This window comes from Halogranum rubrum, assembly GCF_900114455.1.
Taxonomy (GTDB): domain Archaea; phylum Halobacteriota; class Halobacteria; order Halobacteriales; family Haloferacaceae; genus Halogranum; species Halogranum rubrum.
In genome coordinates this window covers 1-21,899 of the sequence record NZ_FOTC01000014.1, presented here as the reverse complement: position 1 = coordinate 21,899, position 21,899 = coordinate 1, and the positions used below count along the sequence as shown (strand labels likewise).

Genomic DNA, 21,899 nt, shown 5'->3' with positions numbered 1-21,899 from the left:
ATTCGAGTTCGAATGCTGTGAGGGCGGTATTCGCGTTAGAAACTGTAGTCACGCCGAGCCAGCAGAGCACGAGTACCACGTCACCGTCGACGACGGAGTTCCGGTAGCGTGTGAGTGTCCAGCCGACGCGAAGTACTCGTCGGCGTGTAAGCACCGTGTCGCAGTTGCGATTCGAACTCCACTCCTCGATGCCGCTGCAACGCAGGCAGTCGCCGACGGCGGAACCGTCGTAAGCGACGGCGACGCTGGGGAGTCAGACGAGTGCGACTGTGCAGACCTTGGCGACGGGTTCCCTTGCTGGGAGTGCTATCGAACGGGGAAGCGAACGCTGCCGGAGTAGCACCGGCTCACGGCTCACAAAGCGAGCAGCTATCGGTGTATTTCTCCAAGTGGTGACAGAAGGTGCGTGCTGAACTTAGAGGGTGAGTCGGTCACACTGAAACTAGTCAAGTCTGTTTTTCATCAGTTCTCATTTTACAGAAGATATTTACTATCCTCAAAAAGAGTTCATTTCGTGAAGTCCTCCAGAATCAGCCAAGCGATAGTTGCCGCTGGCGGGGTTTTCGTCGCTTTGGGGTATCTTTCACCTTGGGCAGTCGTTGACCCCAATCACGAAGGACCCGTTGCTGACATTAAATTTTGGCGTCAAAACGTGGCGTTTGAGTTGGATTATCTTGAAGCAGATGTACTCACATTACTCCCGCTGCTGCTGACTGGTGCTTTATTCGCTTGGAACCCAAAGTCGCGTGTTTCACAAATAGTCGGTGTTCTTACTGGTATATTCTACATTTCCCTGCCATTCTATTATCGAATGAATATCGTCCGCTTACATCATGTCCCTACGGACATCATCTACAGCGTGCTGGTTGGAGGCGTCCTAATCTTGGTTGGCGTAGGGTTTGCCGTATTGATAGACTCAGCACGCGAAACACAGTGACCGACTTGCGCTATGTATTCAGCACGAGAGTGAAAAGCTCCTCAAGAATCGACAATTTCGAGTCTATTCACCTATTCATCGAACGTTAGGCGTTTTGGTCGACCCACTCACAAAAGGCATCGAAGTCTTGTGCTCCGGCACTTTCGGCGATGCTTCGGAGCGTTCCGGTTCGGAGTTCGCTATGAAGCGGGACGGTCACTTGTCGGCGGTCCGCTTCGTTCGTCGGGTGTTCGTAGTACAGTTGGGCGTGGTCACCGGTCGTCCGTCGCCACTCGAATCCGCCGACGTTGACCAGCACCTTCACTACCTCCGTTCCAGAGAACGTTCGCCGACCCATCGATTAGTCGAGGACGTCCGGCGGTTCCTGGTTGCCAGTGGTATTGGTCTCGGGGTCAATTCCCAGCGCACGAAGTTCTTCGTCCGTCGGTTTGCGCCCACGTTTCCCAGTATGGACTGCGACAGCGTCGTCGAGGTTGTCCAGTGCCTCCTCTCTGGACTCCCCTTGCGTGGTCACGCCCGTATCGACGTCCTTCGCGATCCACCAGCCGTCCTCTTGCCAGAGACGAATCTCGCCATCGTTGGCGTCGCCGTTCCGAGTCGAACTGGCCATCTTACCTCTAGTTGCCGGATGAACCGTATAAGCATTCGGCATACCGCTCTCACTCCAAGACCAAACGTGGTTTCTCCAGTAGGGGGGTTCAGTATCGGGTGAGCATGATGACCGACTTGCGCTCTGTATTCAGCACGGCCACAGAAACCTCACCGAACGCTGTCAGAAGAGGCGTGCAACACTCAGAGAGTGAGTTCATCAAAGTCCGCACTGGTGTGTAGACATAGTTTCATCCTCTCCTTCAGCTTCTGTAGTCACTTTGTAGCCAAGTACAGGACCATCACAGCTGAGCGACTTAATCGCGCGATACCTCTCCTCTTCTTCATCGTAAATCAGAATGACGATTGCTTCATCAGGCCTAACGTTCGGGACAGAGAGTTCCTTTCGTTCGCCGGGCTCAAGCGTGTACTGACCATGAACGCGAGCTGAATCAGGGAGATCAACCCGCGACAATGGTGATTTGAATGTGGTCGAACCGGAGCTGACTGGAATATTCTGAGATCTGCTCCCTCGATAGATTGTCATATTCTCCCCGACTTCGACGACAGCGACTTCGAACGTCTCTGTCAGGGTCGCGTTGTTGACAATCTTGACTGGTGCCTCCTTTTGAGATGCAGAATCCCCGAAAGAGACGGCACTACAGCCTGTGAGACACACTGTGAGGACGAGACCGAGTGTAGTCCATCGAGTCACGTTTCGTTAATTATCAAGTGAGCAGATAATCGTTATCGCCGAGTGACCGACTTGCGCCCTGAGTTCAGCACGGCTTCAGAAACCTATCAATGATTGGAGATTAAACGAGAGCGACGAGATACATAGAAACTGGAGCGCACCGGAGAGCGTTTTTCTGCCCCCGAAGGGTGCGGGGCGTCACACACATCGCGTCCCGAGAACCACAATGCACCAACTCATCTACGCGCTTGTTGAAGCACCGAATCGAGACGATGCCCTCACTAGAGGTAACGCAGCGTTCGACCGACTCGTCGGCATCGGTCCCGACACCGCCGCCGTCTTCGATTACTACGTCACGTTTGACGACGAGACAACGTCTGTAGCCGGAACGACCCGATGGGGTGAATTGCCCGTAGTGGCACCGGTCGAATCCGACGAGGGAGCAAAACTCCTTGAACGAGGATGGAACGCAACGACCGAAGAGTTCGAACGGAATCTCGAACGAGTGCGAACCGCCGTCGAGGAGTTCTCTACTGAGGAATTCATGCGAGACAAGGAGCTTGCTCGACACGCCTGCTACAATCTCGGAGCCTACCGAGGGCCGTCGCTCTTTCTGTACGATGAGTACGGCGGGGCGATTCGCCATCGTGACCAGCTCGATCGTGTCCTGGAATCCGACAATCAGGTGTGGATCATCCCGGCGGACGTCCATTACTGAGCCAGAAATCGCCCGACAGAACAGGCACTATGGTCTTAACCAACAGAGCGCGGCAATTGCCGTTTCTGTTGGTTAAGACGATGACGAACCTGCGAATTCGGTGAGCGCCGAGTGAGTTTTTTCACCCCCAGAGGGGTGCGGGGGACAGAGAGCCCTCGTAGTAGACCAATGACTGACGACAACCCAACAGCGACGGAATCGAATCGAGAGGAAGCAACCCAGACCGAATACGTCGAGCGCAGCGACGTTGGTGTCTCGTTGACGGTGAAACTGAAACGTGGAACGGCGACGAGAGATCAAGACGAACTGACGGCCAAAGTCAAGGCCCGAACGCTTGCGGAGGCCCGCGAAGACATGGACACGCTGCGAGCGTATCTGCACGACCTCGCCGAAGACGTTCGACAGATTCAGCCCGACGACGTGGCAGAATAGAGCGCTCAGAGAGGGTTTTTCGCGCCACCAGATGACTGGAGGCGAAACTCAATGAGCAACGAAGCAACTGAATCAACAGCATCGACCGGCCTCACACCGGAGCAGCGTCTCGAGGCACCGACTACCCATCTCGTCGACGCGGGTATCGCGACCATCCACGACATGGCCACGCTTCGGGCCTGTGTCGCCTACGAGAACATGAACCAGCAGCGCGTTCGGATTCTCCGGCGGCTCGCAGAGAGGGCACAGGAGATTCGGACACAAGATTGAGTTGAGGCAGGTAGAGATATATGTCAAGAGGAGATTGTGTTGACAAAAAGTAGACGATATCGATCAGGGAATCACAAGTCAGACGCCACTGCAATGGCTACTGTATCTCGATTCCTGTCACGTCGCTTCTACTCGCTTTGATTCGTAGTTGGTCCCCTTCTCGCAGTTCTCCAATCATATCTTGTTTTGGTCGAACGATAATCGTCCCGTCGCCAATATCGAGCTGAATTTCCCGACGGTTCTCCGACCATGACAAGATGTCTCGAATCTTCCCCACATATACATGGTCGCGCCAGAAAAGAGGGTCATCTTTCAATGGATTTATTTCACCTATTCCATCTGTAATTCTCTCTATCCCCCCTTCGTGTGCCAGTACAGTAACTGTGAGTTGAACGTTCCGCCCGATGAATTTTGAATCGACGACGAGATCCGGGTCAAACAATCCAAACCGTATGCCATTCGGTAGTTCGACGACAACCGTTTGGTCATAGACGGTTCCTTGGTAGACAGTATCCGGTTCTGTACGGATGATAGTTGCTTCAAGTGTCATCTATGTAAACATCCCAAGTAAGGTCAGTCAGACTCTACTCGGACGCGTAGATGCTTTGCCCCCACAGATAATCATCATCTTACTCACGCGAACTGGAGTATTGTGTTACTCCAGTTCCCACCTTTCGTATTGCTCAGCATACTTCGATAGCGTCTGAATATCTGAATGGGTGGCAAGAGATGGATTCAGGTTACACATCTTCTCAACGTAGTCTTTTGTCACCCGAACTAACTCAGAAATCCACGCTTGTTTCGTTACCACTTGAGATGTATCCACAAAGATTCGCTGTGACGGGTCACGAACACCACCGATTGTATGGCAACCGCTGATTGTCACCGAGTCACCGTCAACCGGTTCGAAGACCAGCCACATCGGTCCATTGAAAAATTCGACCACCTCTTTTTCGTCTCGAATGACGCCTGGAAGTGCTTCAAACTGGCCGATGAGGTTCCCAGTCATATAGTCTCCTACGGCACTCTCGGAACTTCCCAACACATAGTCTCCTTGTACTTCGATTGTCATCCCTGTCAGGGGGTTCGAATCCCCTTCTTCACCGACTTGTCTTCGGAACCGGTCGTCGAATCGTATCTGAATACGAATCCTCTGAGTTGTGTTATGCATTGATTCAGTCTCATCGTTGAGGTCGGCATTCAGACTTTAATCTAAGCTTCCCAGTACCCCAGATATGTCACTTCTCATCGCTTTTATTCTCAAGAGACAACCGATAGGGGAGTCATCAAATTGGTCTCGATCTAGATACGCAATAATATCCCCACAACCGACATCAAATTGAACCTTGTAACTGGAGTCTGTACTCTCGAGCAAACCGACAACTTCTCCGCAATACGTGTGATCACTCCATCCTTCGGGATCCACGGGGGTCGGCTCAATGCCTTTCTGATTGCTGTATTCCTCTACACCCGAAACAGTAGACAACGTTGAGATTGCGATTATACATTCGCTTCCAACTAGTCCATCACTCACCAGAACATCCTTGTCGAACAGACCCATTTTTGACCCATCTGGCAAACGAACAACGACAGACTGATCAAAGACTGTTCCCTGATACTCGGTTTGGTGTTTAATACCGACAACCCCGACTTCAACCCCCATATATGTCTATAAAAATTTGCTTCAATGAGTAAATAACTCACGTAATGGAAAAGACAAAATCCCGAATGTTAGAATGAAATGCTCAGAGAATAGTCATTCTGGAACGCGAACTCGCAGAGAGCAATCACACGTTCTTCCATACTGCGAAGGGGATCCCAACTTTCTGGACCGACACCTTGCTGTTGAGTCGTCTCACCAGCCTCCCGAAGTATTCGAATTAGCTCAACGATTTTGTCGCCATGGATTGTTTCAAACTGTCCAGATTCAGACCGGAATATTTCAACCATTGGTTCTCCCCCATACGTCTCAATAACGGCACGGGGGATGTCCTCCGTGATTTCGAAATTCGTCGAGACGTTCTCGGCTAGCTCTTCGCCTGCAGCACGTGTATTTTCACGTCTCTCTTCGTTATTCGTTTTGCTCACACGGTGCGCAAAGTACGCCCTGATGAGCCTAGAAATTGGAATGTCGTCTGGTGCTTGGAGTACAAGGTTCATTGTGCTATTTCAACTCTTGAGCAGTCTCATACAGAGATTTCAACTGGACTTCAGAGAAGTCAATTTGTTCGTCATAGTCACTACTTGGTCCAGCAGTAATTATTTTATCCTGATCGCCGAACGGATCGGGCAAGTCCTCTTGACGTAGTGTGACACCGCTGGGTTCTATGCGATCAATTCCCCCGCTTTGTTGAATTTGCACCAGCTTACTCTGTGTTTGCCCAAACGCTTGCTCCGAACCACCATCGAAGCTTTTTGTTTCAATGAGATATCTCACAGATCCATCCTCGTTCAAGACCATATGATCGAATTCATATTCATTGTTAGCGTCTGTGAATATGGTTACACCCTTATTCTGTCTACCGGGCAACAATCGTCCCTCCTCACGGTATCTTTGTAGTAATGTTTCATGTGCAATGATTTCAGCCATGTCACCCTCACTCTTCCCAACCACTTTCTCAGAGTTTCTGTAGATATCTAGGCCTTCTGCGTGCCGAGAGAGATCAATATCCTCTGCTCGGAGTTCGTCAAGACGTTTCGCGCTAACCTTTTCGACCATCCAAACAAGGTCATCACCGGTTTCGCTGTCTACTTCGACAAGTTCCCGGTAAATCTCTCGTTGGGTTTTCGGGTCTAAATCCGCGACTTTTGTCGCAAAGGAATCGGGATTGTCAGTACTACTAGCCACTGTTTGCACCAGTCGCTCGCGTTCGCTATCTGAGAGTTCACAGCCATCACCCGTTGAACTAATACTGAATCCAGGTACCTTACAGGTCGCACCCAAGTTGAGGAATCTTGTGGAGTCCTCCTTGTCCATCCGGTTTAGTTTGTCGACACCGTCTTCTCCAGTCACTTCGAGATACCATCGTAGATTCTCTTGTCCTGTTTCGCTCAAGTCAGTACCATCAACGTCAACGCGACGGCTCAACCGCCAAACACGGACGCCAGAGCCGACTGATTTCACCCCACCAACAGTTGCGCTTCCAATACGTTTACTCCCGCTCAACAGTTTCGCCGTCGCACGCGCTTTCGTCGTATCGTAGGGCGATTTGATTCGCTTGGCAATTTTGTAGGTCTTCGTCGAAGAGACGAAGTCGTCGACGCGTTTGGCGGTCGTCGTTCCCTTGACGGCTTGGCCCGCACCGAAGGTCACGACGATCTGTGAGACCTTTCCGGCGACGAAGCCCTCGTACCACCCGACCTTGTACGTCGAGTACAGCGTCGGTTGCTCAGCCTCGTCGTACGGGTTGTTCGTTTCTTGATTCTCTTGGAGTGGGCCGACGAATGCCTCAACGAGCGTATCGAGGATACCGTATCGCTCAAGCACTTCGACAATCCGGACAACGCCGTGGAGATATCCAACTGGATCCTCCCGAAGCGCCTGGTACGCTTCGACTGTCCCTTCAGCTCCTTGTTTTGCTTCGCGTGCAGTCGAGCCCCAGCTCGATGTGAACCCAGAGATCTGTGCGAGTTGGTACGCGGCCGTCTGCGTGTAGATGTTCGAGTGGTCTAACTCCCCAGCGAGGTTGCCGTAGAAGTTCGCCCGCTCAACCGCGAGTTCTCGCGTCTTCGAGTTGTGAACGTCTTCAGCAGTGATATCGACAGTCGTCCCCGTCACTGCATCGGCGCTCGTCTCCAAGAAACCGACTTTGAAATAGACGCGACCACCAATGTTCGTCGGTCGACCATCGAACTGCAGGTCTTCGTGGATGTCGCCTTCTTTGATGAACTGAACTCTCGTGACACCGCTCGGGTCCTCTGCACCGTACAGGATGGCATACTCGGAGTAGCCCAGTCCCGTCCCGAATTTCGCTTGGTGAATCGTCACCTCCGGCGGACGGAAGTCGTGCAGCGTCGGGTCGGTTTCCCAGTGCTGCGCCTCTTTCCCGTCTGCGACGCCGTCACCGTCGGTGTCGACGCTATCAGGGTTCGTACTCAGGATAATCTCCTCACGATCTGTGAGGCCGTCGTAGTCCCCGTCTGCGAGCATCGGGTTCGTCGCTGCAGTCCCTTCCTCGAAGTACGAGGCCATCTCCTCGGCATCACTCGCACCGAGCACCTGCCGTGACTTCTCGGCTGAAGTGGTTCGGATGAACGGCTGTCGTTCGTACGTTTCCTCGTAATCGCTCAGTCCGTCGTTATCGGTGTCGAACTCGGTCGGGTCGCTGTCCAGAAGGAAGTAGCCTCCCGGTGCGACGCGGCTTGCCTCGTAGTCGAAGCTCCGAACAGTGTTGGTTCGCTCGCCGACCTCTCTACCGTCAGGAAGGCCGTCACCGTCGGTGTCACTGCTGTAGGGATTCGTGTAGAGCGTCTCACCACGGCCCGTACGGATCCCGTTCTGTTCGACGTTGTCCGAGACTCCATCACCGTCCGAGTCGTAGGTGATGTACATCGACCGCAGGGTTATCGAGGATTCGTTCTGTGCAACCAGTCGGAACGACACGCGCTCACCGGCGAACTGGTCGATTCTTGTATCGATCTGTTTGCGCCCTTCGCCGACGCCATCGACGCGGAACAGTTCCTTGACGTCGCCAGATTCGCTGACGATAACGAACTCTGCGTAGGCGTCTTCCTCCTTCGCTTGGCCACTGACGTCTGCTTCGAGGTGGATATCTGCAGCGTTCGGGAGCGTCAGGGCTCGACCGTACTGTGACCGAGTCGTCGTATCGCGCTCGATTGGCTCGTGATCGTCATCTGCGTCGTCATCATCGTCAACCGGACGACGAGTGGTTTGCACCGGGGTCGGCGTCGGGGTTGGGTCCGTCCCATAGTCGGGTGGGATACAGCCGAGATTGGGTGTTGGGATACACTGAATACCAACCGTTCCGTCTCCGGACTTCTTCGAGGAAACTCGGGACGTCGAAGGACCGCTACCGATAGTGACTCCGCCTGAATTGGAGTCACAGACTTCCTCTGTCCCAGTACATTCCCAGCCGCCGTTTTCGAACTCACCAGTTTCGCTGTAGTTCTCTGGGAGGTCACCCTCAAATCGGCTCTCCCATGCAGATGTCGAGAGGGCGACGTACGTCGAGAAGTGCGACGTCTCCGCAGTCACCGTCTCCGCATCAGTGTCGACGGTGGATGGGAGGGCCACGAACGTCTGCTGTTCAGGACTCCAGCGGTACACCGCAACGTCCCGCTCGTCTTCGACCTTCGATGCGTCGTAGTCGATCGAGATATCAGCGCTCTCGAATTCTTCGTCTGTCTTGAACTCAAGCGGCTTCGAGACACTCGTCTCCGAAACGCTCTCGGTGTTCAGAATCGCTTCCGTGTTGTTTCTGATAGTGACCGTCTCAGCAATGTTCCCTGCGCCTGCGATATCGACAGCAACGCCGACTGACTCGTTCGTCGCAGTCGTGGTGAACGTCTCGTCACCGTCTAGTTGCCCATCACCGTCCGTGTCGCCAACCGTTGGGTTGGTTCCGAGTTCGAGTTCCTCGTCGTCACGAAGCCCATCGCCGTCCGTGTCGGGTTCGATCGGGTTCGTGCCGTGGATGTTCAACTCGGCTGCGTCGGAGAGCGTGTCAAAGTCCGTGTCGTTTGCTGTCGGGTCCGTCCCAGCAGCCTCCTCTGCAACCGTGTCCAGCGAGTCGTTATCGAAGTCCTCGCGAGCGTCAGGTATGCCGTCACCGTCACCATCTGTCGCTGTTGGGTCCAGTGGAGTAAATCGAACCTCAAACCCGTCCGTGATGGAATCGTCGTCGGTGTCTTCGTCGAACGGATCGGTGCCGAAGACTTCCTCGTAGTGGTTCTCGACAGCGTCAGCGTCGAAATCTTCCAGTCCGTCAGTGACGTTATTCGCTGCGTCGTCCGTCTCCGTGAGTGGCGAATCACTGTTCGCGTTCAGTGGATCCGTCCCAGTTGTCTGTACTTCGAAGGCGTCAGTGAGCCCGTCCTCGTCTGTGTCTTCAGCGAGTGGGTCCGTCCCGAGCGTCTGCTCACGCGCGTTACTCAGCGTATCGTTTTCGAGGTCTTCTTTGTCGTCACGAATCCCATTATCCGCTTCAGTCACGTTCGTCGCCGAACTGCTACTGTCGACGTCAGTTGGCAACGTCAGCGAGTGGCGAACCTCGAAGGCGTCAGTGAGCGTGTCACCATCCGTGTCTGCCTCAAGCGGATTCGTCGCTGCGGCCTGTTCGTCGATGTTGACGAGTGTCTCGCCGTCGGGGTCCTCTTGGGCGTCCGAGATACCGTCACCGTCTGTATCCGCATTCAGTGGGTCGAGCGTGTCGTACTCGTACTCGAACCCGTCGAGCAACCCGTCGTCGTCAGAATCAGCATCGAACGGTGCCGTTCCGGCTTCGAATTCGAGGGCGGTCGGCAGTCCATCGTTGTCGAAATCCTCGACGCCGTCGATGATGTCGTTGCTCGCCTCATTGGGTTCCGTCACCTCGGAGTCGCTGTCGGGGACGACCGGGTTTGTGAGCACCGTGTCGACCTCGTACTTGTCCGTGAGGTCGTCGTCGTCCGTGTCGGCATCGAGCGGGAGCGTCCCGTACTGCTGCTCGCGAACGTTCACGAGCGACTCGTTGTCGGGATCTTCCTGGCCGTCGGGGAGACCGTCACCGTCGGTGTCCGCAAGCAGCGGTTCGATGGTGTCGAAGCGGTGTTCGAAGGCGTCGGTCAGTTCGTCATCGTCAGTGTCGACGTCGAATGGGTCCGTGCCAAGATTTTGTTCGACGTGCGTGCGGAGGGATTCACCGTCGAAGTCCTCCATCCCGTCGTTGACACCGTTGTTGGCCTCGGAGCGCTCCGTGACCGAGGAGTCACTGTCGGCGTCGACTGGAACCGTCCCCGTCGTTCGAATTTCGTAGGCGTCGGTGAGTTTGTCGTCGTCCGTGTCGGGGTCAGTCGGAATCGTCCCGTTGCGCTGTTCGTCGAGGTTGACGAGCGTCTCGCCGTCAGGGTCTTCGATAGTGTCTGGCGTGCCATCACCGTCAGTGTCAGCGGTCGTTGGGTCGATCGTCTCGAAGCGGTACTCGAAGGGGTCCGTGAGTCGATCAGCGTCGGTGTCGACGTCGAACGGATCCGTCGAGATGTTCTGTTCGAGTGCCGTCTCAAGCGTGTCGTTGTCGAAGTCCTCTGCACCATCGAGGATGCCGTTTGCCGACTCGTTTGTACTCGTCCGCTTCGAGTTACTGTCTGCGAGGGTGGGGACAGTCTTCGCCGTGTCCACCTCGTAGCTGTCGAAGAGTCGGTCGTCATCCGTGTCAGGGTCGTTCGGGTTCGTGCCGAACGCTTGTTCGCGAACGTTGGTGAGTCCCTCTGGTTCGTTGTCGTCGGCACCATCGAGTATCCCGTCACCATCAGTGTCGCTGACTGCCGGATCGAGGTTCGCATAATCGAGTTCGAACCGGTCAGTGAGCTGGTCGTCGTCTGTATCTGGGTCGAACGGATCGATGTCGTGTAGATATTCGACGTACGTCGTCACGTCATCGTCGTCGAAGTCTTCGAGTCCATCGATAACTCGATTCTGTGCTTCGTTCGCGTCAGTGTGCGAGGAGTCACTGTCGACGGCGAGCGGGTCGGTTCCCGTCACCGATTGTTCGTAGTAGTCGGGGAGCAGGTCAGCGTCAAGGAGGAGTGTGTCTGCGCCCGTCGTTGGGGGAGAGGATTGCGTGCTCTTCTTCGAAGCCCACTTCTTTCCGTTCTTGCCCTTCGCACCATCGTCCGAGCCATCTCGTGTACCGAGGTGAGCATTCGAGTCAGTTGCACTGACGGTGATCTCGTTGACTCGCTTCTCAAGGGTCAGCGACGTGTTGAACGTCCCAACCGAGAATGGACTCGTTTGAGTCTCCAGTTCGACGGTCTTGGAGGTTCCATCGGCGAACTTCACCGAGACAGTCTCCAATTCGAACGTCCGAACATCGGTGACAGTCCCGTTCAGCTGGTAGACGTAGCCTGCCTCGTGCTGTGGATCTTCCCGAGTCGTGATGGTGACGTGAGGCGCAGTTGCCTCGTCCATGATGTCCAACGCTTGTTGGGCGTGCGTCCACGCGCGACGCGACCGTTGGATGCGAGCGACTGGTTTCGAACTGCCCTTCGTGAGTGCCTTGTCCGCCTGCTCGAGATGGCGGTCAACAGCTTTCGTGTCGTACTCGACACTGGAGTCCGACGACAGACGCTCGTGTACAGACACCGCATCTGCGAAGGCAGTCTGTGCGAGTGCCTCATCAGCAGTCGCCAGATTGTCGGCGACGTCAGGTGCCTTCCGTTGTGTCTGGCCTGCGATTTTCGCGTCGGTCTTGAAAACTGGAGTTGTAATTCGGTTCGGGCCGACGTAGGAGTCGAAAGTCTCGCTAAGTTGTGATTCGAGCTGCCTATGTTTCCCCTTTCCAGGCAACGATGCCTGTGTCAGGTGTTCATACGCGGTCGTTCGATGGTCGAGTGATGCTGTCGTGGGAACCGTTGCATCTGTGTACTCACGAGAAGGCTGATTATCAGCGCTCCCAACTGCCACTACTGGAGTGACAGTTCCCGTGATCAGAAGGAGACTGAAGATAACTGCAATAACTGATTGAACTTTCATATTGAATACTATTCAAATTTTATGAATATTATATAGTGCTTTCTATTGAACAGAACAGACGACAACAAGATTCTGTTTTGCGCTCTCTATTCAACTGAGTTTTCGACCCCGCAAGAGACGTTTTTCGAGCCTCAGAAGACTGGAGGCTCGATTCAATGAGCAAACGACCAAACATCTCGGTGCATCGGCAGACAGCTTTTGGCGACGACGGCCAACTCGAAGTGACCGAAACGAGCGTCGAAACCTCACTCGAAGATTTCGGCGCAGAGGTCGATCATCACGACCGCGAGTCACGACGTGACCAACCAGCGGCGAGCGAGTTCGGCGTCGACGACCGACCGGAAGTGACCCGTGGATTTGAGGGTAATCAGGCGACGCTCTTCGCAGACATCGACGAGACTCAGCAGACGCTTGCCGGCAACGAGGCGGCCGCTCGCTGCTTGTTTGAGGATTAACCAACAGAGTGGGGCCGATTCCGGTCTTGTTGGTTAATGCATCCCGCGGCGGTATTTATCCGCCCCTGAGAGCTGCGGGGCGGCGGTGCCTCGCAGGTGACTCCCTGTGTCCATTCACGACTTCTCCGGCGCAACCAGTGACAGCGCGACAAACACCTACGCCGACGCTCGACAGGCGGAGTATGTGGCATTTCTCCATCGCGTCCCATTTGCCATCGACGCGTTGAACCTCGGCTTCCTTACCGGCTTTCGAGAGGACTGCAGCTACCAACAACAGCAGTTCCTCAATCTCGACCTACCAGTCGGCATGCTCGACAACGACTTCAGAAATCCAGATCTCGACCGCTACACAGAACGAGTCCTCGAACACAAACCCGACGTCGGCATCATCGGCGACGCCTACGACACTGCAGAGGCCCAATCGTACGTTCGGGCGGTGCGAGACCTCCAAGAGCGCGTTCCCGACACGGAGTTCGTCATCGTGCCGAAATGCAAAGCGGCGCTTGAGGAAATACCAGACGACATCGTCGTCGGCTACTCACGTGGCTATGCGGATATTCTGGCACACAACTTCTCAGACCCGGTTGACTGGCGAGGCCGTCGCGTCCATATCCTCGGAGGCAGTCCACCAAAGCAACTCGCCGTCATCGACCAACTCACACAACCGACGCTGACAGGCGACCCGCCTGCCGACATCGTCGGCCTCGATTGGAACGGACTGCATCGCGGTGCGCAGTTCGGCGAGTTCTGGACGAGTAATGGGTGGGACGACAGCGGTCGCGACGCCGACCACTTGACGGTTCGAGCAACGGTCCGGCACGGGCTTGGCCACGTCCGTTCGTTTTGGGAGAGTCAAGGCGTCTGGCCGAAGAGACCGACTGAGTGCGTCGGCCAGATGCAGTATCAGCCCCCGACACCGGCCGACCTTCACTCGTCGGCCTGCATCGAGTGTGAAGGCAACGTCTGGACGGGGTCGCGTAGCCCATTCGTCGCGGAGTACGATACTGGGGACGTTTGTGGGTACTGCTGTTACGACTGCTACTTCACCCATCGCACTCGGAACCATCTCGAGGAAGTCATGGGCGAAGCCAGTGTCTACATCCCGCCCGCGATGCACTAGCGCGTTCACACACGGATTTTACCGACTGATTCCATTTGCTCGGGAGAGTTTTTCTGCCCCCGAAGGGTGCGGGGCATTCCACGCTGGAGTGCTCGCGAGACAACTCATGGCGAGTAGTGACTACGCAGCGGTGTCGTTCGACGACTCCGACACCCGACGTGACGAGATGCACAGTACCATCGAACAGTGGATTGACGACCTTGTCGACTCCGTCGACGACGCACAAGCGAGTGCAGAGTTCCAAGAGTGGCTTGACGTCCAACGGCAGTTCCACGACTACTCTTACCGGAACACGCTGCTCATCAAACGGCAGTGTCCCGAGGCCAGTCGCGTCGCCGGGTATCGAACGTGGCAAGACGAGTTCGAGCGCCACGTCAAGGAAGGTGAGCAGGCCATCTGGATCTGGGCACCCATCATCACCAAGCGGTGTCCCGAGTGTGAGAACTCGCCGAGCTACCACGCCAACACCGACTGTGACTACAACGGGACGCCACCCGAGGAATGGTCGAGAGGACTCGTCGGGTTCAGACCCGCACCGGTATTCGACATCTCCCAGACTGACGGCAAACCACTCCCCGACCTCGAGACAGCCGCGACGGGTGACGCTAGCGATCTCGTGGGGCAACTGACCGACGCTGCTTCAGAGCTTGGTGTGACGGTTCGAATTGTCCCCGAAGACGAGTGGTCCCATGGGAGTGCACGCGGTGTCTGTCAGCGCTTGAGCCTCGTCGACGTCCAGCCACTCGTTGAGGTCAAGGACCGAGCAAACGAAGCCGACCTTGCACGGACGTTGGTTCACGAGTACGCGCACGCGTTGTTGCATTTCGACGTCGACGACGACACCGAGCGGGCAAAACGCGAGGTCGAAGCCGAAGCCGTGGCGTACATCGTCGGGCGGTACTGTGGACTCGATACGAGTGGGTCGGCGTTCTACCTCGCTACGTGGGAATCAGACGATGCAAACGTGATTCGCGAACGACTCGGACGGATCAGTCGAACGGCGACAGAGATTATCGCTCTGCTTGAAGACTGAATCGACACCGAACCAGAGCTCACTTAACCAACGCAGCTTTGACGCTGGCGTCTGTGTTGGTTAACACAACGGTGACCTATGTCCAATTCCCCACCAACGCCGCCTCAGAACGTACCAAGCGGTATCGCTGAGAAACTTGCCGACCAGTCGCCAGACGTGCTGCGAGACATTGCACGATATGCTGATGAACTCGCCGAGCATCGCGAGCGTGAGGCGCAACTCCCAGAACAGGACGAGCAGGATGAAGACGTCGAAGCGGAAGCAGCTGATCGCCCGGATGATGTCCCCTCGAAGGCGACGATTACGGTCAAAGAGATCAACGACCATCGCTACTACTACTGGCAGTGGCGTGAGGGTGAGACGATCAAGTCGAAGTACAAAGGGCCCGTTAACTCAGACGAGTGACCAAGTGAGAAAACGATCTGATACGTGCCTCGTACTCAAACCCTCAGAGGATAGTCGTCTGCTCCGTAATTGACACTCTCTTGGTTCGTTGTCAGACACTCCACTATTGCCAGTAAAACCGAGGTACTAGACCACGTTATAGATTATTGGCAGTAGTGGCTAGTGCGAGTACCAATCATAGAAGTAGAACTTTAAACTGGCAATACTGGAGAGGGTACTGGACAAACTGGCACCGACGGTTATGCTCTTACTGGCAATAGTGGAGAGGGTATTGGCACTACTGGTTTTACCGGTTCCCCTTCTCAATCCAGAACTCGATTCTTCGCAGCGGTTTCACGAATTTCGGATAGTTCTCCAAGCTCATTCTCAAGTGCATCCAGCGCCGATGAAAGTGAAACATCGAGCTCGTACTCGTTGTAGTTACCCCGTCCGCCCGATGAGTCGACGAGATGTAGAATTCCGTGCAAACTCAAATCAGAGAGATGGTCGTGGACACGTCTGCGTTTCAGCGGTTCACTCCCGTGGTTGTGTAGAACCTTCTGGTACCGCTGATAGATCAACTTCGTGCGTTCAGGTGTCTCACCTTCAGCTGCGAGCTGACACACAGTTAGTAGCACGTACTGGCCTTGACGAGTCAGTGAGTGCATTCCCTCTACAACCTGCTGTCGCTGAATCTGATGTTTAGCTTCACGAACGTGCTCTTCTGTGACCTTTGCTTCACCACCAGCTATTGCCTCGTTCTCAGCAACGTCAGCAGCCTTCCGCAATAAACGAAGTGCCTGCCTAGCAGATCCTGAATCTTGGGCCGAAAATGCCGCACACAGTGGGATGACATCTGACTCAAGAACATCGTTATGAAGCGCGGTATCTGCACGTTGCCGGAGAATATTATGGAGTTCAGTTGCGTCATACGGTGGGAAGAGAATTTCCTCCTCACACAGCGTGTCCTTTACTTTCGGAGACAGATTCTCTCGAAACTTGAAATCGTTCGAGATACCAATCACACCGATTTTCACGTCAAGATCCAACTGCGACCGTGCACGTGGAAGTTCGTACAAGATGTCGTCATCAGTGCCGATGTTATCGATTTCGTCTAGAACAACGAGAATTGTTCCACCGATTGCTTCGAGATCGTTGTAGAGCTCGTTGAAGATGCGTTTTTGTTGGTAACCAGTTTCGCTCATCGGTTCTCGTGGAGACGAGACGGTTGTGAGTGGGTGCGAGGGTGAACGAATCTCGTTCACGAGATTGACTGCAACTTGGTAGGATGTGGTACAACCAGTGCAGTTCAGTTCAATAATGTTGAGATCAATGTCATCGTATTCTTCGGCGGATCCTTGCAGTTCCTCAAGGAGGTCGTGAGTGGCAGCGGTTTTCCCGACGCCCGTTACACCATAGAGAAAGACGTTGCTCGGTTGCCAGCCTTGAATCACGGGGCGAAGAGAAGCCGCGTACTCGTCAAGCTCTTCGTCTCGCTCCTCGAGCGTCTCTGGCTGATAATCGTCCCGAAGGACGTCTTTGTCTTGGATGATAAACGATTCTCGGCTGAATCGGCCCATACGTGGATTCAATACAAACAGTCGTCATAAAACCACGGGTTCCAGTATGACCACTAACACACCACGGTTGCCAATAGTGCCAGTACCATGTTGGCTTATAAAACACACACTCTCCACTATTGCCAGTAAACCTCTGTAACAACTGGAGGGGGTCACGACCCCCTCTATTATAGACGACACATTTATACCACTATGAGTAAAACCAAATCCGTAGTGGAGAAAACACAACGACTATATTAACTCGTTATCAAACATTTCGCGGCAATAGCAGATTCCTACCTTTGGTCTCTCGCGGTAACTGGCAATAGTGGAGTGAGAGTGGTATTTAAACAACCCCAATATTGGCAATACTGGTAACGGTGGTCAACGAGACTCCCACCCGTCGCCGGTATGCTTGTGATTCCACTTGAAATTGACCTACCCACGACGAGATCGATCGGTCACTCGGACGTCTAGAGCTGTCATCAGTAGAGGAAAGGAGAGATTCGTGAGGAACGTTGAGTTTGCGAGTGTCGTCGAGAGCGGCCTTCGGTTACTCTAATTGCCTGACTTGTTCAGAGAGATACTGCTGGAGACTCGTGACCGTCTCTTCAGAGACAGCTGAGGTCCCGAAATCACTTCGATACCCGTGTTTGAGTTCCTCGCTCTCTAAGATTTCTAGCCCTCGTTCGAGTTGCGCTCGAAGGGAATCTTCGTCCCCTCGTCGTAGATGAGGTGTTACTGTTGCAAGGTCAATCTCTTCTGCGACCGCCAAGACGTCTCGCAAATCTGTTTCGCGTCCACTGTGGAGTTTTGCGGCCACGAGAACTGCTCCATCGATGACTCTGGCGGTCGTTGTCACTGTACCCCCGCTTACTTCCTGCTCTTGGCTATGATCGTAGAGGTAGTCGAACGACCACTGTGCCTCGGTCTGCCGACATCCGAGACCGTTGACTAGTAAATCGAACCCAATGGGCTGTTGGGGTGCGAGTCGCTTTTCGTACTCGATCACCTCGGTGTCATAGAACCACTGCTTGGCGTGACTGTCCGTTTCTTCGAATCCCTTCGATTCGAGAAACTCCACGAACCCGTCCTTGGTGTTAGGCGCAACGACGATATCGAGGTCCGTCGAGAACCGTGCGTTGAACACCGACACAGCATAACCCCCAACAAGGACGTATTCGTGGCCGTTCTGAGTGAGCTCCTCGAGAAGTTCGATGAGTGCGTCACTCCGATTGTGGAAGCTCATGACTGGGCCCGCTCAGTCTCTCGGTATGCAACACCGAGGTCAAGATCGTCGTACATCCGGTCGAGCATCGAGAGCGCCGACTGGAACTGCGCGTAGTGTTCACGCATGTACTCGATTGTGTCTTCACGAGGGATGACCGGGTAGCCTTCGACGTCGTCGATTTCGAGTGATGGTTGGGGGTCAAGCACGATCTGCAGCGGCCCTGTTAGTTCTTCTCGGGGCTGACGTTCGAATGCAGTAGGAAGGCCGAACGACTCGAAGAACTCCTCCCAGTCGTTGACATCCTGCTCTCGAACGGCAAGAAACAGCGGATAGTCGTCAGGATCACGCCCGACCTGGTACCCACCCTGAGTCCATACATACACGGCGTCAATCCGCGTGAATGCGAACGGCCACCCGCCGAACTGCGGGATGACATATGCCTCCTCGATCGAAGGTGGGCTTACGCCGGCGCTGGCAGCTACTAACTCGCGGGCGGCGGCCCGGACGTGTTCGTTGACGACGGAGAGACCGTCGTCATAACGGATGTAGCCCGCCGCTTCGAGCCGATTGACTGCCTGTCTCACCGTCTCGTAGGGCGTGTGGAGATGCTGCGCGACACTGCGGATGGAGTCACCGCTCTCGATAGCGAGGATGACTTGGGTCGCTGTGTCGTCGAGTGTCTCGTACATCTGGCAGTTACCAATTTCTCGGTAACTACTAAAAGCCTTACTCGAACTCACTCCGCTTTGACCTCTCTGGCGTCTTAGAGACGGTAATTGCTCTGTAATCTCAGAAGATACCGACGGTATTCAACGAACGAAATGAAGGAAACGAATAAAACGAACGCAATCCGCTGACCAGAACGCTCGACCGTCAGCATGCAAGCTTCTACGTTCGTTAAAAGAAACGAATAAAACGAACGAAACGAACCGAATGAACGCGTTGAGAGTAACGACCGTGTTTTGTTCATCTATTGAAACGAACAAGTGGTTTTAACATCGTTGTCTACCTCTCGTTGAGCGAAACACTCTCACTGAACGCACCGAACGAAACGAACGAAACGAATTCATTGATGGAAACGAAGACTATGGCTGACACTAACACTGCACGAATCACTGTAGCAAATCAGAAGGGTGGGGCAGGAAAGACGACCGACGTAATTCACACTGGCGGTGCACTCGCTGCACGCGGATACGATGTCCTTCTCGTTGACATCGATTATCACGGCGGGCTCACATGTTCGCTCGGCTATAGCGATTTGTACTACGACACCGACCGGACAACGCTATTCGATGTGCTTGACTTCGATCAGATGGAATCGGTGAACGACATCATCGTTGAGCACGAGGAGTTCGATATCCTTCCGGCCAGTGAGAAACTCGCGAACAACAAGAACATCCAGACACTGCTTGAAGCTCCAAAGAGCCGAGAGCGACTGGGGATGACTTTTGACGAACTCGATACTGACTATGACTACATCATCGTAGATACCCCTCCGTCACTTAACGTACTCACCGACAACGCACTCGTGGCGACTGGGAACGTCGTTATCCCTGTCATCCCCGAGAAACTCAACGCCAATAGCCTCCAGATTTTCGCAAAGCAGCTGAGCTCACTTGAACCAGCTTACGGCGGCATCAACCGGCTTGCGATTGTGTGCAATCGTGTTGAGCAAAATGCCGAACACCGGAATACTCTCGAAGAAATCAAATCGGCATATTCTCTCCCTGTCTTTGAAATCCCGAAGCGGACTGATCTCTCTCAATCGATCGGCAAGGGCGTCTCCGTCTTCGGTTTTGGTAAGGAGAACAAGCGAGTTGAAGACGCTCGTGAGTTGTTTAATGAGATTGCTGACCTGCTCGACGACACATTTGAGAAGACCCCCCCTGAGGAGGTGGAAGCATGAGCGACGGATGGGGAGATGCCTCGGGTATCGAAGGAAACTACGAGGATGACGACGAGGATCCCCAGGAGACGAGCGGAGCGAACGAAACAGTGAAAACTAGTTCATCAACTAAAACGAACGAACCGAACGCAACGAATGAAACGAACAAAACGAGCGAAACGAGTAAAACGAAGACAAATATCAAGGACGAATGGAACGGCCGGACAATCTACATTCCGGACGACATCCTCGATGATCTGGAGGATACGTACCTTGAATCGCAATTGAAACTGCGAAAAGCGGGCCAGGACGAGTTCAAGAAGAACCGCCATTTCTACCCTCTCCTCGTGCAGTTCGGCTTGGAAGCTCTCTCTAATGCGGATGCTGAAGAGATCCAAACTCGACTCTCCAACATTGGTGACGAATAGCTCCTAATTCTCTAGGTTCAGTAGACATCTTCTGACAGCGGTTGGGGAGGTTTCTGCGGGCGTGCTGAACTCAGCGCGCAAGTTGGTCATTAACGTTGAACTCTGGGGTGACGGAACCGAACCGCTTGGCATAGCGAACCTGATTCTACAGAAGGAATTAATAACGAAACATCTATGTCTAATATAATGATGTCGAGATATCAGTTCATACGCTTGATTGGAGCAACTTTTTGTGCGCTCTTAGCTGGTTGCAGTGCGAGCCGCCCCTCGTGCGAATTCGTCGGAGAGACCGGGCATTTGTTGGCTAAACGGCTCGAAGAGACGCCATCTGAGCAGCAGATCGTGGACTATTCTGACGAACGGCTCAGCAACGCCGAGGGTGACGTGGTAAGGCAACTAATCCAAGACGCATATGTGAACGGTTCTGCAAGTGTCGAACTCCACAGCCAAGAACTGTGTCAAGTCGCCTCTGAACTCAAAGACGTACCGACGCAAGACGATCCGTTCTACTATATTCGGTATGAGAATGCGACAGTTCGAGTACTATTTCAGATACAAAGTTAACGTGCACAGCAACATACCCGCTGTTTCACCACTGGTGGCGTGAAACGAACGTCGCCCGTTTGCTGCATACACTCTCTAAGTCTTGCACGCCTTTTCTGACAGCAGATGAGTAGCTCTCTGTGGTTGTGCTGAACTCACAGCGCAAGTCTATCGTTGTGATGCCCTCGGGTTTATCCCTAGTAGTGTCAAACGTCAGCTTACAATGATTTCTCTAGAGAGTGCCGGGGTCGGTCTTTTAATTGCGTCTCTTGGGTTGCCATTCTTGCTCTTTCCAGAGGCCCTGGCACGAATACGGAATCTCCACGCCAGCGACCCGAATCCCACGAAAGGGGGGGTGTGGTCCATGCGCTTTGTCGGTGTCATGCTTGTTGCGTGTGGAGTTATAGCAGTATTCACATACTGAATGACGATGGTAGATTCACCCTCTAAGTTCAGCACGCAGCTATTGCCAGCATCTGTATGGTTTCGCGGACAAACCCAGTAGTGTCAGCCGTCGGATGAAGTTCACTCTCCAAACGCCTCGGTCAACTGCTCCCGCATGAACTCCCGGCGCACTCGTCGCGACCGCGAGTCAGAGAGATAGTTTTGCATCACGACTTGGGGGTCACTACTGCCTTGCTCTGCGGCGATCTCTTCGACGCCTTCGAGGACGCCCTCGAGGACTGCGGTGTACGTGTCGTACCAGAAGCGACGACACAGCTGTGGACTCGGACGCTCGCCGTCGATGTGCTCGGGGAGGTCGGCTTCAGCGGCGAGCGTTTGGAACCAGTTCCGAATCGTGTCTCGCGTCACGTGCGGTGTTTCGCCTTGTGGCGACGGGAAGACGTACCCTGTCCACGTTTCGTCGCTTGCTAACTCGTCGATTCGTGCGTCGAGGATGTCTAGGCCGAACAGCACCGACACCTCTCCGGG

At 54.2% G+C, this 21,899-nt stretch carries 22 protein-coding genes and 1 pseudogene; 11 read left to right on the top strand and 12 right to left on the bottom strand.

Going from position 1 to position 21,899, the window contains the following annotated elements; genetic code table 11:
- The coding region (locus BM083_RS22565) for an SWIM zinc finger family protein (RefSeq protein WP_089872894.1) at positions 1 to 340 on the top strand (340 nt) is incomplete at its 5' end.
- A gap of 174 nt (positions 341 to 514) precedes the next feature.
- The gene (locus BM083_RS22560) at positions 515 to 937 is read left to right on the top strand and encodes a hypothetical protein (RefSeq protein ID WP_089872892.1); all 423 of its coding nucleotides are present in this window, start codon (positions 515 to 517) and stop codon (positions 935 to 937) included.
- An 85-nt stretch (positions 938 to 1,022) separates the two neighbouring features.
- Here BM083_RS22560 and BM083_RS22555 read toward each other — a convergent pair whose 3' ends face one another.
- From BM083_RS22555 to BM083_RS23015, 3 genes are all read right to left on the bottom strand, one after another.
- Positions 1,023 to 1,274, bottom strand: a complete 252-nt coding sequence (locus tag BM083_RS22555; RefSeq protein WP_089872890.1) for a type II toxin-antitoxin system HicA family toxin — start codon at positions 1,272 to 1,274, stop codon at positions 1,023 to 1,025.
- A gap of 3 nt (positions 1,275 to 1,277) precedes the next feature.
- Positions 1,278 to 1,547: a type II toxin-antitoxin system HicB family antitoxin gene (locus tag BM083_RS22550; RefSeq protein ID WP_089872888.1), complete on the bottom strand. Its 270-nt coding sequence runs from the start codon at positions 1,545 to 1,547 to the stop codon at positions 1,278 to 1,280.
- A 198-nt stretch (positions 1,548 to 1,745) separates the two neighbouring features.
- Positions 1,746 to 2,240 (bottom strand): hypothetical protein, encoded by a 495-nt coding sequence (locus tag BM083_RS23015; protein ID WP_143085803.1) that lies wholly within the window; start codon positions 2,238 to 2,240, stop codon positions 1,746 to 1,748.
- Positions 2,241 to 2,445: 205 nt separating this feature from the next.
- Between BM083_RS23015 and BM083_RS22540 the strand changes: the two genes are divergently transcribed.
- The 3 genes from BM083_RS22540 to BM083_RS22530 all read left to right on the top strand — a co-directional run bounded on the left by BM083_RS22540 (position 2,446) and on the right by BM083_RS22530 (position 3,639).
- A complete protein-coding gene (locus BM083_RS22540; RefSeq protein WP_089872884.1) occupies positions 2,446 to 2,937 on the top strand; it encodes a DUF7995 family protein in 492 nt (163 codons plus the stop codon).
- A 168-nt stretch (positions 2,938 to 3,105) separates the two neighbouring features.
- The gene (locus tag BM083_RS22535; protein WP_089872882.1) at positions 3,106 to 3,369 is read left to right on the top strand and encodes a DUF7389 domain-containing protein; all 264 of its coding nucleotides are present in this window, start codon (positions 3,106 to 3,108) and stop codon (positions 3,367 to 3,369) included.
- A 51-nt stretch (positions 3,370 to 3,420) separates the two neighbouring features.
- Positions 3,421 to 3,639, top strand: a complete 219-nt coding sequence (locus BM083_RS22530; RefSeq protein WP_089872880.1) for a DUF8129 domain-containing protein — start codon at positions 3,421 to 3,423, stop codon at positions 3,637 to 3,639.
- Between the two features lie 97 nt (positions 3,640 to 3,736).
- On the opposite strand, the gene BM083_RS22525 is transcribed toward BM083_RS22530, so the two are convergent.
- From BM083_RS22525 to BM083_RS22505, 5 genes are all read right to left on the bottom strand, one after another.
- Entirely contained in the window at positions 3,737 to 4,189 is a 453-nt protein-coding gene (locus BM083_RS22525; RefSeq protein WP_089872878.1) for a hypothetical protein, read from the bottom strand.
- A 105-nt stretch (positions 4,190 to 4,294) separates the two neighbouring features.
- A complete protein-coding gene (locus BM083_RS22520) occupies positions 4,295 to 4,648 on the bottom strand; it encodes a hypothetical protein (protein ID WP_143085802.1) in 354 nt (117 codons plus the stop codon).
- 198 nt (positions 4,649 to 4,846) lie between these two features.
- A complete protein-coding gene (locus BM083_RS22515) occupies positions 4,847 to 5,302 on the bottom strand; it encodes a hypothetical protein (RefSeq protein ID WP_089872874.1) in 456 nt (151 codons plus the stop codon).
- 68 nt (positions 5,303 to 5,370) lie between these two features.
- Positions 5,371 to 5,799, bottom strand: coding sequence for a hypothetical protein (locus tag BM083_RS22510; protein WP_089872872.1), 429 nt, complete (start codon positions 5,797 to 5,799; stop codon positions 5,371 to 5,373).
- Positions 5,800 to 5,803: 4 nt separating this feature from the next.
- The gene (locus tag BM083_RS22505; protein ID WP_089872870.1) at positions 5,804 to 11,938 is read right to left on the bottom strand and encodes a hypothetical protein; all 6,135 of its coding nucleotides are present in this window, start codon (positions 11,936 to 11,938) and stop codon (positions 5,804 to 5,806) included.
- Positions 11,939 to 12,483: 545 nt separating this feature from the next.
- Between BM083_RS22505 and BM083_RS22500 the strand changes: the two genes are divergently transcribed.
- From BM083_RS22500 to BM083_RS22485, 4 genes are all read left to right on the top strand, one after another.
- Positions 12,484 to 12,783 (top strand): hypothetical protein, encoded by a 300-nt coding sequence (locus tag BM083_RS22500; RefSeq protein WP_089872868.1) that lies wholly within the window; start codon positions 12,484 to 12,486, stop codon positions 12,781 to 12,783.
- A gap of 106 nt (positions 12,784 to 12,889) precedes the next feature.
- Positions 12,890 to 13,903: a DUF6610 family protein gene (locus tag BM083_RS22495; RefSeq protein WP_089872866.1), complete on the top strand. Its 1,014-nt coding sequence runs from the start codon at positions 12,890 to 12,892 to the stop codon at positions 13,901 to 13,903.
- A 106-nt stretch (positions 13,904 to 14,009) separates the two neighbouring features.
- Positions 14,010 to 14,936: an ArdC-like ssDNA-binding domain-containing protein gene (locus BM083_RS22490; protein ID WP_089872897.1), complete on the top strand. Its 927-nt coding sequence runs from the start codon at positions 14,010 to 14,012 to the stop codon at positions 14,934 to 14,936.
- Between the two features lie 78 nt (positions 14,937 to 15,014).
- Complete coding sequence (locus BM083_RS22485) at positions 15,015 to 15,341, top strand: DUF6788 family protein (protein WP_089872864.1); 327 nt, start codon at positions 15,015 to 15,017, stop codon at positions 15,339 to 15,341.
- Between the two features lie 302 nt (positions 15,342 to 15,643).
- Here the strand turns inward: BM083_RS22485 and BM083_RS22480 are convergent, their stop codons facing one another.
- The 3 genes from BM083_RS22480 to BM083_RS22470 form a co-directional block, all read right to left on the bottom strand.
- Positions 15,644 to 16,900: an orc1/cdc6 family replication initiation protein gene (locus tag BM083_RS22480; protein ID WP_089872862.1), complete on the bottom strand. Its 1,257-nt coding sequence runs from the start codon at positions 16,898 to 16,900 to the stop codon at positions 15,644 to 15,646.
- Between the two features lie 532 nt (positions 16,901 to 17,432).
- Complete coding sequence (locus BM083_RS22475) at positions 17,433 to 18,128, bottom strand: nucleotidyltransferase family protein (RefSeq protein WP_089872860.1); 696 nt, start codon at positions 18,126 to 18,128, stop codon at positions 17,433 to 17,435.
- Positions 18,125 to 18,799 carry a helix-turn-helix domain-containing protein gene (locus BM083_RS22470; protein ID WP_089872858.1) on the bottom strand — a complete coding sequence of 225 codons (675 nt, stop codon included), beginning with the start codon at positions 18,797 to 18,799 and terminating at the stop codon, positions 18,125 to 18,127. The genes BM083_RS22475 and BM083_RS22470 overlap by 4 nt, the downstream gene beginning before the upstream one ends.
- Before the next feature lie 398 nt (positions 18,800 to 19,197).
- Here BM083_RS22470 and BM083_RS22465 point away from each other — a divergent pair, with 398 nt between their 5' ends.
- Both BM083_RS22465 and BM083_RS22460 read left to right on the top strand, forming a co-directional pair.
- On the top strand, positions 19,198 to 20,016 hold the full coding sequence (locus tag BM083_RS22465; protein WP_089872896.1) for a ParA family protein: 819 nt from the start codon (positions 19,198 to 19,200) through the stop codon (positions 20,014 to 20,016).
- On the top strand, positions 20,013 to 20,423 hold the full coding sequence (locus tag BM083_RS22460) for a DUF8160 family protein (RefSeq protein WP_089872855.1): 411 nt from the start codon (positions 20,013 to 20,015) through the stop codon (positions 20,421 to 20,423). The genes BM083_RS22465 and BM083_RS22460 overlap by 4 nt, the downstream gene beginning before the upstream one ends.
- Before the next feature lie 1,068 nt (positions 20,424 to 21,491).
- Here the strand turns inward: BM083_RS22460 and BM083_RS22450 are convergent.
- Positions 21,492 to 21,899, bottom strand: a pseudogene (locus BM083_RS22450) (tyrosine-type recombinase/integrase); the annotation flags it as partial.